This window comes from Nonomuraea sp. NPDC050691 (genome assembly GCF_040654455.1).
GTDB lineage: Bacteria > Actinomycetota > Actinomycetes > Streptosporangiales > Streptosporangiaceae > Nonomuraea.
The window spans coordinates 1-14260 of the sequence record NZ_JBFAIA010000201.1; the positions used below are offsets into that span (position 1 = coordinate 1).

Consider the following 14260-nt stretch of genomic DNA (forward strand, 5'->3'; position numbering starts at 1 on the left):
CCGCCCGCTCGACCAGGCGGCGGCGGCGCGGCGGGGGGGGGGGGTCGCCCACCCCCACCCCCTCTCGGGGGGGGGCCCGCGCGCCCCCCCCGCGTCAGATGGCACGCGGCCAGCGGGTGTCCGCGGGCCAGGCGTGCACATAACGGGCGCTGCCCAGGGAGAACTCGACGTGCCCCCGCACCCAGTTCTCCAGGCCGCGCACGTACCTGTGCACCGGCAGCGACGCCCACTGCTCCAGGGCCGCGCGCCGCGCGATGAACGCGGTGATCGCGGCCTCGTGCATGCGCGCCACCTCCTCCAGGGCCTCCTGGAGGGTGAGGGCGCGGTGGGTGGCCAGCACCGTGACGAGGTTGTGCCGGGCCTTGTCGCGGCCGCGCTCCTTGGCGTAGGACAGCAGGTCGTTGTCCCAGCCGATGAGGTCGCACGCGAGGTCCGACAGGGCGCGCACGTCCGGATGGTGCCACTCCTCCGCTTCGAGCCGGTAGCCGCCGCCCACGTCGATGAGCGCGAAGCAGGTGAAGGTGGCGCCGGTGATGCGGCGCATCAGGATGTAGTCGTCGGGTGTGGGGATGAGGTCGACCTCCCGGTTGGCCGCCTCCCAGATCTGGGCGAACAGGTACTCCTTCACCGTGATGCGCCAGCGGTCCACCTGGGCGGGGGTGGCGATGCCGGACAGGCGGTGGAGCAGCTCGTCGAGGGCGACCCCGAACGGGTCGCCGGGATCGGGCTTCCTGCGCCCGTCGATGATCTCCAGGAGCGGCGGCAGGGCGCGGGCCAGTGCGGAGGCCCGGCGTCCCATGAGCTCGCTCTCGCAGAAGGCGTCGTCGAACGCGAATAACCAGTTGTACCAGTCGTTGATCAGGCGGAGGTTGTCACGGGAGACGGACGGGTTTGTCCGTGCGGCCAGCAGGCCGATCTGGGAGCGCCGGAAGTGCTCGATCGTGTCGGCGCCGGCGAGCATGCTGGAGGCGGCCAGCCAGGCGTGGCTCTCCGCGTCGACCTCTGCGGCGTGCGCGTTCACCTCGTCGGGGAACGGGCATGGCAGCGGGGGGATGCGGAGGGGTCGCCTCGTGAAGGGATGCGCAGAAGTAACCACTCATACAGCATGACGAGGGACAGTCCGAAAAACCACAGGAGATAACTTCCGCGCCATTTTCGGATATTTAGTGCTATTTCGCACTATTCGCCCATTTGACGGAACCATTCGCGAAATTCGTCGTGTGCGAACATGCGGTCCGCATCCCCCACGGTCGGGCGCCCGGCCTTGGCGTCGAGGAGCGCACGCGCACGGTCGCGGCGTGACCGTCATGGGCCGCCGGCACCGCAAACTGTCACCTTCGCCGTCAGCCGGCCCGCGGGGGCCCCGGCTTCCCCGTGGCGCGCGGCGTCTCGGCCTTCCCCGCCCTGGCCAGGACGAACGGCTTCGCGGCCAACCCTTCGCGCTTCGCATCCCCGTCCATGTATCCCGTTCTGCCTCGATAGGGTGCCGTGCACGGAATCGTTCCGGCTCGCCGTAGGTTTCACGTGAGAGTAGCTAGGGAAAGGCTGTCCAACCGTGTTCGACCCGACGGATCTCTACAAGCTCGCCGACGACGTGCCGGAGCCGGCCGACCCGGTGCTGCTCTACCACTTCGAGGGCTTCGTGGACGCGGGAGGCGCCGGGCGGCTCGCGCTGGCCCACGTGCTCGACGGGCTGGAGCACCAGGTGGTGGCCCGGTTCGACGTGGACCGCCTGCTCGACTACCGCTCCCGCCGCCCGGTCATGACGTTCGACACCGACCGGTGGGTGTCCTGCGAGATGCCCGAGCTGGCCGTGTACGCGGTGACGGACGCGACCGGCGTGCCGTTCCTCGTGATGAACGGCCCGGAGCCGGACCGTGAGTGGGAGCTGTTCACCCGGGCCGTGGGCACGTTGGTCGAGCGGCTGGGCGTCAGCAGGCTCGTCACCGTCCACGGCATCCCGATGGCCGTCCCGCACACCCGTCCGCTCGGCATCACCACGCACGCCAGTCGGCCCGAGCTGCTCAACGCCGACCAGACCAGCACGTTCGGCCGGGTCCAGGTGCCGGGCAGCACCGCCGCGCTCATCGAGTACCGCCTGGGCGCCGAGGGCCACGACGCGCTCGGCTACGCGGTCCACGTCCCCCACTACTTGGCGCAGGCCGAGTACCCGCAGGCCGCGGTGACCGCGCTGGAGGCCGTGACCCGGGGCACCGGACTGGTCTTCCCCATGGACGCTCTGCGCGAGGCCGCGCGGCGCACCACGGCCGAGATCGAGGAGCAGATCCAGGCGTCCACGGAGCTGTCGACCGCCATCTCCGGGCTGGAGCAGCAGTACGACGCGTTCGCCGGCGGCGCGGACCGCGAGAACCTCATGGCCGAGACGGCGCAGATGCCCACGGGCGACGAGCTGGCCGCCCAGTTCGAGCGCTTCCTGGCCGAACGCGACGACGATTGACGCGCTCGGGCAGGGCGAGGAGTCCGCGAGGAGGCCCGCGCCCACCCGTTAGGCTGGCCCGATGAGCGACATCCGGGTCGGCCTGATCGGTTACGGCACGGCGGGCGCGTACTTCCACGCGCCCCTGATCCACGCCGCCGAGGGGCTGACGCTGGCGGCGGTGGTGACCCGCGACGCCGGCCGCGCCGCCGACGCCTCCGCCCGTTACGGCGCGCGCGCCGTGCCCTCCGCCGGCGAGCTGTGGGACCTGTGCGACCTCGTCGTCGTCGCCTCCCCCAACCGCACCCACGTGCCGCTCGCCACCGAGGCGCTCACGCGCGGCAAGCCGGTCGTCGTCGACAAGCCGCTCGCCCGCACCGCCGCCGAGGCCCGCGAGCTCGCCGCGCTGGCGGACGAGCGCGGTCTCCTGCTGACCGTGTTCCAGAACCGCCGCTGGGACGGCGACTACCTCACCGTGCGGGAGCTGGTGAAGGGCGGCGCCCTCGGCGAGGTGCACCGCTTCGAGTCGCGCTTCGAGCGCTGGCGGCCCCGGCCCAAGGGCGGCTGGCGCGAGACCGGCGGCGAGGAGGAGATCGGCGGCCTGCTCTACGACCTCGGCAGCCACCTCGTCGACCAGGCGATCGAGCTCTTCGGCCCGGTGCGCGAGGTCTACGCCGAGAGCGACGTGCGGCGCGCGGGCGTCTCCGGCGACGACGACACCTTCCTCGCCCTCACCCACGCCGGCGGCACCACGTCGCACCTGTGGGCGAGCGCGCTGGCCGCCCGGCCCGGCCCCCGGTTCCGGGTGCTCGGCTCGCTGGCCGCGTACGTGAAGGACGGCCTTGACGTTCAGGAGGAACGGCTGCGGGCGGGCATGGCGCCGGACTCGCCGGGGTTCGGCGAGGAGCCCGAGGAGCGGTGGGGCACCCTCGGCGACGCCGAGCGGCAGGGGATCGTGCCCACGCTGCCCGGCGCCTACCTCGACTTCTACCGGGGCGTCGCGGCGTGCCTGCGCGAGGGGGCGCCGCCGCCGGTCACGCCCGAGAGCGTGGCCGGCGCGCTGGCCGTCCTGGAGGCGGCCCGCCGCTCGGCGGCCGGGCGGACGGTCGTCACCCTTCCCTAGCCACCCGCCGGCAGCGGTTCAGTCGCGCAGCCGGGCCCGCATGGCCTCGGTGTCCTGGGCCGTCCAGCCGTGCGCCCCCAGCCAGCCCATCGGCCCGCCGAACCGCTCGTCCAGCACCGACAGGAACTGCTGGATGTAACGGGGGCGCGGCATGTGGTCGTCGGCGGGGCGCGAGTCCAGGTCGTCGCGGTACGTGCTGCTGGACCGCAGCCGCCGCAGCACCGGCTCCAGCCGCTCGCCCGTCGCCACGTAGTCCTCGACGATCGCCTGCCGGGTGACGCCCGCCGCCTCCAGCGCCAGCGCCGACAGCACGCCGGTGCGGTCCTTGCCGGCGGCGCAGTGGACCACGGCCGCGCCGTCGTCCAGCGTCATGGCCCGCAGCGCCGCCACCACCGAGTCGGGCCGGTCGCGCAGGTAGCCGTAGTAGAACCCGGTCATCCGCAGGTCCTCGTCCAGCTGGCGCTCCTGCCAGGGCAGCACCTTGTCGGCGTCGATGGTGTCGGCCTCGACGTCGGTGTGCCTGCCGCCCTCGGCGAACAGCGTCAGATGGTGGTGGGTCACCTCCGGCACCCGGGCCAGCGGGCCCGGGCCTTCCAGGGTGACCTCGGCCGTCGAGCGGAGGTCCACGACGTGCCGTAGCTTGAGCTCACCCACGAGACGCGACACGTCGCGGTGCGTGAGCCCTTGGAGGTTGTCCGACCGCAAGATCCGGCCGTAGCGGGTGACGCCTCCGTCGACGGTGGGCAGTCCGCCCAGGTCGCGGACGTTGACGGCGCCTTCCAGGTCGATCCATCTCGTCATCGCGTTCATCGCTTAGACCCTATATGTCCGCCAATCTTCAGCGGATTCGAGGTTCATAACGCAGCATGAACGTATGGATCCACGCGCTCTGCCTCCCCGGGTCGTGATCGATCCAGCACTGCCGCGGGACGTCTGGGCCCGGCTGTGGTCGGGGCCGCAGTTCCTCCGCATGGCCCGTACCGGCACGGAGCCCAAGGCGTCGGGCAGTCGCGTCCTGCTCTTCCTCATTCCCTGGGTCGTCATGCTGGCCTACCTCGTGGGCCGCTTCACCGGCGCGGCGATCGTCGCGGGCGTCATCGGTCTGATCGCGTTGCTCAGATACGCCACCGCGGCGGCGGACCAGCGCGACGTCCGGCAGCGGCTGCGGCTGGCGCGCCAGTACGCCGCGCACTACGTGCTGCCCGAGGACCTCGACTACCCGTGCCAGCGGCTGCTGCGCCGCGCCCAGGACGCGGTGGACGCCGTCCTGTCCTCGGCGGTGCACCGGGCGGGGTTCATCGACACCATCGACAACCAGGTGACGCTGCCGGAGGAGGTGTGGCAGATCGCCCAGCGGCTGGCGCGGCTGTCGGCCATGCACTCCGAGCACCGCAGGCTCGTCCCGCGCGTCCTGCCCTCGGGCCTGGAGGACGCGTTCCGTCCGTACACGACGGCCCTGGACGCGGCGTGGACGTCGCTGTCGAAGCGGGTGCGGCACCTGGAGGAGTACGCGCGGCAGGTGACGCGCGCCGACCAGGTGTACCACGCGCACCAGCGGCTGGAGACGCTGGCCGCGCGCACGCCCGACTACCAGCGGCTGGTCGCCGACACCGTCCGCGACGACCTGGCGCACCGGCACATCAGGGAGCTGGGCGAGCAGGCGTGGCAGGTGCGGCGGCTGTTCGAGGAGAGCGTCCTGCAGGCGCGCCGCACCGCGGGCGAGCTCCTGCGGACCCCGCTCACCTGAGCGCCTCCCGGGAGGACGCCGCTCAGCTGAGCGCTCGCCGGGGAGGACCCGCGGGACGGCCTGCCCGGGGTCAGCTCTCCGCGCGGCGCAGGAGCTCCAGGGTGCGGCGCATGCCGGCCTCGTTGCCGAGGCTGCGGTAGATCTCGCGCGCCTCGCGCAGCGGCCCCACCGCGGCCCGCGCGCCCCCGGCGTCGAGGTGCGCCTCGCCGAGGTAGCGGAGGCTGAGCGCCATCCACCACCGGTCGTCCAGCTCCTGGAACGCCTCCACGGCCCGGCGCAGCTCCCGCTCCGACTCCTCGATGCGGCCCAGCCGGGCCAGCGCCCGCCCGGCGGACAGGGCGGTGCGGGCCACGCCCCACGAGTCGCCGAGCGCAGCCAGGATCTCCTCGGCCCGCCGGACGAACTCCAGCTCGCTCAGCCCGTTGGCGGGGTCGCCCACCTCGCCCGCGGCGCGCAGGCAGCGCGCCTCCTCCCACAGCTCGCCGCGCTGCCGGAACATCTCGGCGGCCCGGCTCAGGCTGTGGCCGGCCCTGGTGAACCCGTCGAGCGCGGCCCGGTGCTCGCCGTCCTTGCGCAGGCCGCGCGCCTGGGCGGCCAGCACCTCGCCGTACGCGCGCAGCGTCTGCGCCTCGGAGTACCGGTGGCCGGCGTGCTCGAAGACGGCCAGCGAGTCCTCCAGCAGTTCCCTGGCCTCCTCCGGGCGCCGCTCGGCCAGCCGCAGCTCGGCCAGGTTGCGCTGGGTGCGGGCCATCCACCACTGGTCGTCCTCGGCCCGGAACGCGGCGATCGCGCCGGTCAGGTGCTCCTGCGCGCGGTCGAGGTGGCCGTCGGAGAACAGCGACATGCCGATCGTCCGCCGGGCTCGCGCCGCCCACCACGTCTCGCCCAGCTCGGTGAACAGCTCCAGCGCCCGCTCGGCGTCGGCGCGGCCCAGCTCGTGGGCGCCGATCCCGCCCTGCACGGCGGCGCGGTCGAGCAGGGAGATGCCCAGCGCCCGCCGGTCGCCGGAGCGCAGCGCCGCCTCGCAGCCCAGCTCGGCGACCTCCCGCCAGTCGGCCCAGTAGGCGCGCAGGGAGTGGCAGAGGGAGCAGAACGCCCGGGCCAGTCCCGAGGTCAGCTCCCACAGCTCGTACTCCCGGGCCAGGCTCACGAGGGCGACCAGGCTGAGCCGCTCGGCGTTCAGCCAGTCGCCGGCGTGGACCTGCCCCTCGGCGCTGGAGCGGCGGCCGCCCTTGCTCCAGTCCTGCGGCCAGCGGTCCTGGGCGGCGGACTCCGCGCGGCGGCGGTAGCCCGACAGCACGCGCTCGACCGCGTGGCGGCGCCGGCCCTCGTCCTCCTCGGCGGCCGGCTCGGCGGCGAAGACGCGAACCAGGTCGTGCAGCCGGTAGCGCATGGTCCCGGTCTGGTCGGTGCCGGAGCACTCGGCGAGCTGGGCGTCGATGAGCGCCTCGAGCTGGTCGGCGCCGTCGAGCCCCGAGATGTCGAGCAGCTCGCCCGCCACCCAGCCGGGCACGTCCGGCGAGGTGAGCGCGGACAGCAGCCGCAGCAGGCGGCGCTGCATGCCGGTGCAGTCGTCGTAGCTGAGCTGGACGGACGCGCGCACGCTCTTGTCGACCGTCGGCGCCAGTTCGAGCTGGTCGAGGATGCGGCGCTCGTCGGCCAGCCGGTTGGCCATCTCGCGCAGCGTCCACTGCTCTCGGGTGGCCAGCCGCCCGCCGCAGATGCCGATCGCCAGCGGCAGGAGGTCGCACAGCCGGACGATCTCCTTGGCCGCGTCCAGGTCGTCCACCACGCGGGCGCTGCCCGCGAGCCGGGCCAGCAGCTCCACGCCCTGCGCCTCGCTGAACACGCCGAGCCGCGTGTCGTGCGTGCCGTTGAGGAACAGCGGCTGGCGCGAGGTGACCAGCACCGCGCATCCGGGTTCGGCCGGGATGAGCGGCTTGACCTGGTCGGCGCTGTGCGCGTTGTCGAGGCCGATGAGGATGCGCCGGCCCTTGGTCCAGGTGAGCCAGAGCCTGCGCAGCTCGTCCAGGCCGCCGGGGTCGGTGGTGAGGCGGACGCCGAGCGCCCGCAGGAACCCGATCAGCACCTCCTCCGGCCGCACCGGGGCGCCCGCGCCGCCGCGCAGGTCCGCGTGCAGCCGCCCGTCGGGAAACCAGCCGGCGACCTCCTGGCCGAAGCGGGCCATGAGCGCGGACTTGCCGACGCCGCCCCTGCCGTACACGGACACGACGAGCGGCGGGACGACGTCGCTCGACTTGCGGCGGGCGGAGAAGACCTCGCGCAGCTCGGCCAGCGCCTCGGTGCGGCCGGTGAAGTGCTCCGGCACGGGCGGCCACTGGTCGGGGGCGCGGGAGGCGGGGTCGGCCCTGGTCAGCGCCTTGGGCTTGGACTCGGTGGTGGCCCAGGTGGTCAGGCCGACGAGGAGCGCGGCTCCGGCCGTCACGCCGATCTTGGCGAGGGGCGGGATCTCCCACTCGAGGGAGGCGGCCAGGATGCTGGCGGCCGCCGCGGCGAGCCCCGCCGCGACGGGCGCGGCCAGGGGGATCCTGCGGCGCTGGGGCTCCGGCTTGTCAGGCGGCTGCCCGGTCAACGAGACCTCTCTCTTCACGTCGTACCGCGAGAACGCCGGGGGGTACGGCCGGGTCCCGGCCGTACCCCCCGGATGTGCCCCGGCCGGCTACAGGCCGATCACGTGGCAGGTGGCGGTGGCCTTCCTGGCCGGGTCGCTCTCCGAGATGGCGGTGAGCGTGACCGTGGCCAGCCGGTCGCCGCCGGAGGCGCGCACCGCGTTGACGGTCACGCCGGCCCGCTTGCCGAAGGCGACCGAGGCGAGCTCGTTGGGCAGCTGGGCGGTCCAGCCCTTGCCCTTGACCTCCGCCTTGAGCCGGTAGACGTCGGAGCCGAGGTAGGCGCTGACGTCCTCGGGGTGCTGCCCCTGCGCCGGCGCGGCCTTGCCGGTGTTGAGCAGCGGGAACGAGCAGCGCGACACGTTGTGCCCGGACGGGGTCCCGGCGGCGGGCAGCAGCCGGACGCCGCGCTTCTGCGGGCCGGCGCCGTCGAGCGAGCGGACCGCCACCGTGTACGACAGCAGGCCCTTGCGGTCCCGCTCGATGTCGGTGACGTAGAAGTGCAGGCGGTTGGCCTGGTCCACGAACTCGTACTCGCTGCCCGAGCCGGTCCCCGCGTGGAACAGGGCGTCGGACAGCTGCCGGTAGTCGCCCATGGTGATCGGCACCTTGGTCCCGTCGGGCAGCACGTAGTCGGTCATGCCGATGTCCTGCGGGTTGGCGTCGACCACCCAGATGAACGGGGCCCGGTCCTGGTCCTTGGTCTTGGCCAGCAGCACGCCCGAGTCGGGGGTGAAGGAGTCGGTGCCCATCCGGTCGACGACCTCGACGGTGTAGTTGTCGTAGCCGCCGCCGTCGCACAGCGGGTCGGTCTTGACGTCACACGCGGGGCTCTTGTCACCGCTGCCGAACGCGATGTTCAGGCCCATGAGCCCGTCCGGGCCGGGCCGCACGGCGCGCGCCGTCACCCGGGCGGTCACCAGGCCCGATGCGGCGAGCGCGTCGCGGGACAGGTTCAGCACGTTGCGGTCGTCGACCATCTCCAGCTTGATCTTGTTGCGCAGCATGTGCTGGGCGCCCATGGACGAGCCGGAGGTCGGCGGGATCAGCCAGCGGCTGTGCGGGCCGCCGGGGCCGTTGAACGTGCCGCGGCTGAGCATCTCCCAGATGCCGGAGTACGCGCGGCGCAGCGGCGTGCCGTACGGGTTGTTGTAGTTGTCGGCGACGCCCATGATGTGGCTCAGCTCGTGGGCGTAGACCGACATGCCGGAGCTCTCGGCCTGGACCGAGTCGACGCCGAAGCGGGCGTTGGGCCAGAACGTCGAGCCGGACTGCCAGGACGTCCAGTCGACGTAGCGGGTCTTGGACCAGTTGGGCAGGGCGGGGTCCGGCGGGCCCCACTCGTCGGGCACCGCGTCCTTGGTCGGGAACTTCATCATCCCGAACTCCTGCCAGGTGGACGACTCGTCCTGGCCGGCGCTGAGGTAGAAGACGAAGTCGAACTGCTTGGCGGTCTCCTCGCCGACCGCGGCCAGCCAGGCGGCGTTGCCGTCGGCGCGCAGGTTGCGGGTGCAGGTGTCGCCGGCCGGGCACGCGTCCGCCTGGTACTCCATGGCGTACTCGTGGTCCTTGCCGGGCATCGTGTACGGGCCGAAGCCGGTCAGCTCGACGCCGATGCGCCCGCCGGAGTCCTCCATCCAGTACTCGTGGATGGTGTGGCCCTTGTTGAGGGCGTTCGGGGTGTTGAGGAAGTCCTGGTAGAACTTCGCGACCTGGTCGCGGGGGACGTCGTGGGCCTCGGCGCTCGGGTTCTGGAAGATGGTCGAGCCCTTGGGCTGGGTGACCACGAACGGCTGGTTGGGGTAGTCGAGCAGCACCAGGGCGCCCTTGAAGGTGCGCTTGGAGCCCTTGGCCGCCGGGTCGTTCCAGGCGGTGCCGGGGACCTTCTTGTAGTCCGACCACGTCATGTGGTCGGGGTTCTCCCAGTTCTGGGGGTCGATCGGGGGGATGTCGGCGGCGGGGCGGGAGCGCAGCTCCTGGACGTCGGGACCGTCCTGCTGCCACGGCTGCGTCTGGGGCCAGTGGGCCCGGCGCCAGGGGAGCTCGGGGTCGTCGGAGGGGGGCGCGGCGGAAGCGGGGGTCGCCATCAGGCTCACCGGTACGAGCACCAGGGCGGTCAGGAGACCTCGTAACAGCTTCTTCGGGGCGTTCACGGATGGGACGCTATAGGCGATGTTGACAGAGATCATCGCGCAGTTGTAGGGAAGACCCGTAGGGATCCTTCCGACATATGTTGAAATGCCCAGGTGAGCCGTGGCGACCCTCCAGCAGAGCGTGGACGACCTCGCCGCGCGTCTCGGCCATCCCCTGCTGGTGGAGGACCGGCTGCACCGGGTCGTCGCGCACAGCGAGCAGACCGGCGCCATGGACGACGTCCGCCGCGACTCGATCCTGCGCCGCCGCGCCGCACCGGAGGCCCGCCGATGGCTGGCCGCCGCCGGCATCCATGAGGCGACCGGCCCTCTGCGCGTTCCGGGCGCCGCCCATCTGGGGCTGCTGCCGCGGGTCTGCGTCCCGGTGCGGCACGACGGCGGACTGCTCGGGTTCCTGTGGTTCATCGACGCCGAGCCGCCCATGACGGAGACGCAGCTGGCCGAGGCCGCGGCGGCGGCTCCCGGCCTGGGCCTGACGCTCCTGCACGAGAGCCTGGCCGCGGGGCTGCCGGCGGACCGCGAGCTGGAGGCGGTGGCGGGGCTGATGCTGGGGGAGCACGAGGCCGGCCGCCGCCTGGTGGAGGCGGGCGCCTTCCCCCGCGCCCAGCCGGTGACGGCCCTGGTCGCCCGCCCCCGCGTCCCGGTGACCGCGCCCGCCGGCGAGGAGGTCAGGGCGGCGCTGGAGCAGGGGGCGCTGACGCTGCGGCGGCGGCTGACCGGCCACCATCCCCTGCACCTGGTACGCCACGACCACGTCGTCCTGCTGATCGCCGCCGGTCCCCTGGAGTCGGGTCCGCCGGTGGCGCTCGCGATCGCCGAGGAGCTGCACGCCGCCATGCCCGTCACCGTCACGGTCGGGGTGGGGCGGCCGCGGCCGGGCCTCGACGGGGCCGCCGCCTCGTACGCCGAGGCCCGGCATGCCGCCGAGGTGGCCGCCCGGGTGCCCGGCGCCGGCCGTACGGCGGAGTGGACCCGCCTCGGCGTCTACCGGATGCTCACCCACCTGCCGGACCACGAGCTGCACCCCGGACTCGAACCGCTCCTCGACGACGACCAGCACCTCCCCCTGCTGGAGACGCTGGAGGCGTACCTCGACCTGGCGGGCAGCGCGGTGGCCACGTCGCGGGCCCTGCGCCTGCACCGCACCTCCCTGTACTACCGGCTGCAACGCGTGGAGGAGCTGGCCGGGACCGACCTCAAGGACGGCGGCGAGCGGCTGGCCCTGCACCTGAGCCTCAAGCTGGCCCGCCTGTCCGGCCGCTACCGCCCTAGGGCGCCGCGTCCCGGAAGCTGATCGCGCGGCCGGATCACCCGAACTGGGCCTCCACCGCCCCGAGCAGTTCCTTGAGCTGGTCGCGCTGCTCCTCCGTGAGCACCGCGAAGAGGTCGTGGCCCGCCTCCCGCCGGGCCTCGCGGGCACGCTCGTACACCTCGCGACCGGAGTCCGTGATGACGACCAGGGTCGAGCGGCGGTTGGCCGGGTCGACCTTCCTGCGGACCAGCCCCGTCTCCTCCAGGGTGTCGATGACGGGTGTCACGGAGCGCGGCACGATCCTGAGCTGGTCGGCGAGCTGCACCATCCGCAGGGGCCGGCCGGCGTCGACGAGCGCGCGCAGGGCCCGCGCCTGGCCGGGGTTGAGCCCGAGCGGCTCCAGCCGGTTCTTCCAGCCGTGCCGCAAGCGACGGCTGACCAGGTGCAAGAGCTCGGACAGCTCCATGTCGTCCATGACCACCAGCTTAGAGGCGGGAACAAATATGAGGTAACCTCTGTTTGAGCGAACATCCGAAATTGAGCGGACCTTCCGGAAGGGGTCTTCTTGGCAGACGAACCTCGCGCGCCGCTGCGGCGCGTCGTCACGCTCTTCCGCGCCTACCGCGGCCGGCTGGCCCTGGTGGGCGCCCTCATCCTGCTGTCGTCGCTGGTGTCGCTGGCCTCGCCGTTCCTGCTGCGCGAGGTGCTGGACGTGGCCATCCCCCGCCGCGACCCGCTCCTCCTCACGCTGCTCGCCCTCGGCATGATCGTCGTCGCCGTGACCACGAGCGTCTTCGACGTGGTCCAGACGCTGGTGTCCACCACGGTCGGCCAGCGCGTCATGCACGACCTGCGCACCTCGGTGTACACCCACCTCCAGCGCATGTCGCTGGCCTTCTTCACCCGGACGCGGACCGGCGAGGTGCAGTCGCGCATCGCCAACGACATCGGCGGCATGCAGTCCGTGGTCACCAACACGGCCACCTCGATCGTCTCGAACCTCACCACCGTGATCGCCACGATCGTGGCCATGGTCGCGCTCGACTGGCGGCTGACCGCGATCTCGCTCGTGCTGCTGCCGGTGTTCGTGTGGATCAGCCGCCACGTCGGCGCCGAGCGCCGGCGCATCACCTCCGAGCGCCAGCGCAAGCTCGCGGTCATCTCCTCCATGGTCCAGGAGTCGCTGTCGATCAGCGGCATCCTGCTGGGCCGCACCATGGGCCGCTCGGCCGAGCTCACCCGCCGCTTCTCCGCCGCCTCGGACGAACTGGCCGACCTCGGCGTGCGCTCCAGCATGGCCGGGCGGTGGCGGCAGGCGTCCATCCAGATCGTCATGGCGGCGATGCCCGCCGTCATCTACTGGGCGGTCGGCTACACGGGGGCGATCTCCGTGGGCACGCTGGTGGCGTTCACGACGCTCCAGGTGAGCCTGTTCCGGCCGGCGGTGTCGCTGCTGCGGCTCGGTGTGGAGGTGCAGAGCTCCCTCGCGCTGTTCGGCCGCATCTTCGAGTACCTCGACCTGCCCGTCGACATCCACCCGGGCGGCCGCACGCTCCCGTCCGTGCGCGGCGAGGTGCGCTACGAGGACGTGTCCTTCTCGTACGGCGAGGCCCCGGCGCTGGCGGACGTGGACATCACCGTGCCGCCGGGCACCAGCCTGGCCGTCGTCGGCGAGACCGGGTCGGGCAAGACCACGCTCGGCTACCTCCTGCCGCGGCTGTACGACGTCGACGCCGGCCGGGTCACCATCGACGGCGTGGACGTGCGCGAGCTCACCTTCGAGACGCTGGCCGACACGGTCGGCGTGGTGTCGCAGGAGACCTACCTCTTCCACGCCTCCATCGCCGACAACCTGCGCTTCGCCAAACCCGACGCGACCGACGAGGAGCTGCGGGCCGCGGCGCGGGCCGCCCGCATCCACGACCACATCGACTCGCTGCCCGACGGCTACGACACGCTGGTCGGCGAGCGCGGCTACCGCTTCTCCGGAGGCGAGAAGCAGCGTCTCGCGATCGCCCGCACGCTGCTGCGCAACCCGCCGGTGCTGGTGCTGGACGAGGCGACGAGCGCCCTGGACACGCAGACCGAGCTGGCGGTCCAGGAGGCGCTGGACACGCTGGCGGAGGGCCGTACGACGATCACCATCGCGCACCGGTTGTCCACCGTGCGCGACGCCGACCAGATCGTGGTGCTGGACGGCGGCCGGGTCGTCGAGCGCGGCACGCACGAGGACCTGCTGGCCCTCGACGGCCACTACGCGGCCCTGGTGAGCCGCGACCGCCCCCTCGAACCCGTCTGAACCCGGACCCGTCTGAAGCGCCTCCGCCCCGCCGCCCTCCGATCGCGGCCGGCTGCGAACTCCCTTGGAATCCCCAGCGCCGGCCTTGCCCGGTGCGCGCCCGGCCGTAAGGTCGAAAGCGTGCATGACACCCGATACGCGACATCCGGCATGGTGTGCAGCGTCGACCACCTCGCCTCCGCGGCGGGGGTGGCGGCGCTCGACCGCGGCGGCTCGGCCGCCGACGCCGCCATCGCCACGAACGCCGTCCTCACCGTCACCGCCCCCCACATGTGCGGGCTGGGCGGCGACCTGTTCGCCCTGGTCCACGACGGCGGCGGCTCCTACCGCGGGGTGACCGCGCTCAACGCCTCCGGACGCGCCGGTTCGGGCGCCGACCCCGACCGGCTGCGCGCCGAGGGCCACGAGCGCATGCCGCACCTGCACGACATCCGCTCGGTCCCCGTTCCCGGCTGCGTGGACGGGTGGCTCGCGCTGCACGAGCGCCACGGCAAGCTCCCCCTGGCCGCGCTGCTGGAGCCGGCGATCAGGCTGGCGAGCGAGGGGTTCCCGGCGTCGCCGCTGCTCCTGGCGGGCGCGCGGGTCGCGGCGGAGCGGCCCGGCGGCGGCGACTTCGCCG

Annotated in this window: 11 protein-coding genes; 6 read left to right on the top strand and 5 right to left on the bottom strand. The window is 73.1% G+C overall.

Annotated features, from left to right (window positions below; translation table 11 throughout):
• Positions 1–94: 94 nt before the first annotated feature.
• On the bottom strand, positions 95–1021 hold the full coding sequence (locus AB0H81_RS38965) for a hypothetical protein (protein WP_358385575.1): 927 nt from the start codon (positions 1019–1021) through the stop codon (positions 95–97).
• 534 nt (positions 1022–1555) lie between these two features.
• Here AB0H81_RS38965 and AB0H81_RS38970 point away from each other — a divergent pair.
• Entirely contained in the window at positions 1556–2458 is a 903-nt protein-coding gene (locus tag AB0H81_RS38970; protein WP_358385578.1) for a PAC2 family protein, read from the top strand.
• A 61-nt stretch (positions 2459–2519) separates the two neighbouring features.
• Positions 2520–3560, top strand: a complete 1041-nt coding sequence (locus AB0H81_RS38975) for a Gfo/Idh/MocA family oxidoreductase (protein ID WP_358385581.1) — start codon at positions 2520–2522, stop codon at positions 3558–3560.
• 18 nt (positions 3561–3578) lie between these two features.
• Here the strand turns inward: AB0H81_RS38975 and AB0H81_RS38980 are convergent, their stop codons facing one another.
• Positions 3579–4370 (bottom strand): tyrosine-protein phosphatase, encoded by a 792-nt coding sequence (locus AB0H81_RS38980; protein WP_358385584.1) that lies wholly within the window; start codon positions 4368–4370, stop codon positions 3579–3581.
• Between the two features lie 64 nt (positions 4371–4434).
• Here AB0H81_RS38980 and AB0H81_RS38985 point away from each other — a divergent pair, with 64 nt between their 5' ends.
• Positions 4435–5307, top strand: a complete 873-nt coding sequence (locus tag AB0H81_RS38985) for a hypothetical protein (RefSeq protein ID WP_358385587.1) — start codon at positions 4435–4437, stop codon at positions 5305–5307.
• Positions 5308–5377: 70 nt separating this feature from the next.
• Here the strand turns inward: AB0H81_RS38985 and AB0H81_RS38990 are convergent, their stop codons facing one another.
• Positions 5378–7918, bottom strand: coding sequence for a tetratricopeptide repeat protein (locus tag AB0H81_RS38990; protein WP_358385590.1), 2541 nt, complete (start codon positions 7916–7918; stop codon positions 5378–5380).
• A 69-nt stretch (positions 7919–7987) separates the two neighbouring features.
• Positions 7988–10090, bottom strand: coding sequence for a M6 family metalloprotease domain-containing protein (locus AB0H81_RS38995; RefSeq protein ID WP_358385593.1), 2103 nt, complete (start codon positions 10088–10090; stop codon positions 7988–7990).
• A 100-nt stretch (positions 10091–10190) separates the two neighbouring features.
• Here AB0H81_RS38995 and AB0H81_RS39000 point away from each other — a divergent pair, with 100 nt between their 5' ends.
• Positions 10191–11384, top strand: a complete 1194-nt coding sequence (locus AB0H81_RS39000; RefSeq protein ID WP_358385596.1) for a helix-turn-helix domain-containing protein — start codon at positions 10191–10193, stop codon at positions 11382–11384.
• Between the two features lie 13 nt (positions 11385–11397).
• On the opposite strand, the gene AB0H81_RS39005 is transcribed toward AB0H81_RS39000, so the two are convergent.
• Positions 11398–11817 (bottom strand): MarR family transcriptional regulator, encoded by a 420-nt coding sequence (locus AB0H81_RS39005; RefSeq protein ID WP_358385599.1) that lies wholly within the window; start codon positions 11815–11817, stop codon positions 11398–11400.
• Between the two features lie 90 nt (positions 11818–11907).
• On the opposite strand from AB0H81_RS39005, the gene AB0H81_RS39010 reads away from it, so the two are divergent.
• Positions 11908–13641, top strand: a complete 1734-nt coding sequence (locus AB0H81_RS39010; RefSeq protein WP_358385602.1) for an ABC transporter ATP-binding protein — start codon at positions 11908–11910, stop codon at positions 13639–13641.
• 120 nt (positions 13642–13761) lie between these two features.
• On the top strand, positions 13762–14260 hold a 499-nt coding region (locus tag AB0H81_RS39015; RefSeq protein WP_358385604.1), incomplete at its 3' end, for a gamma-glutamyltransferase.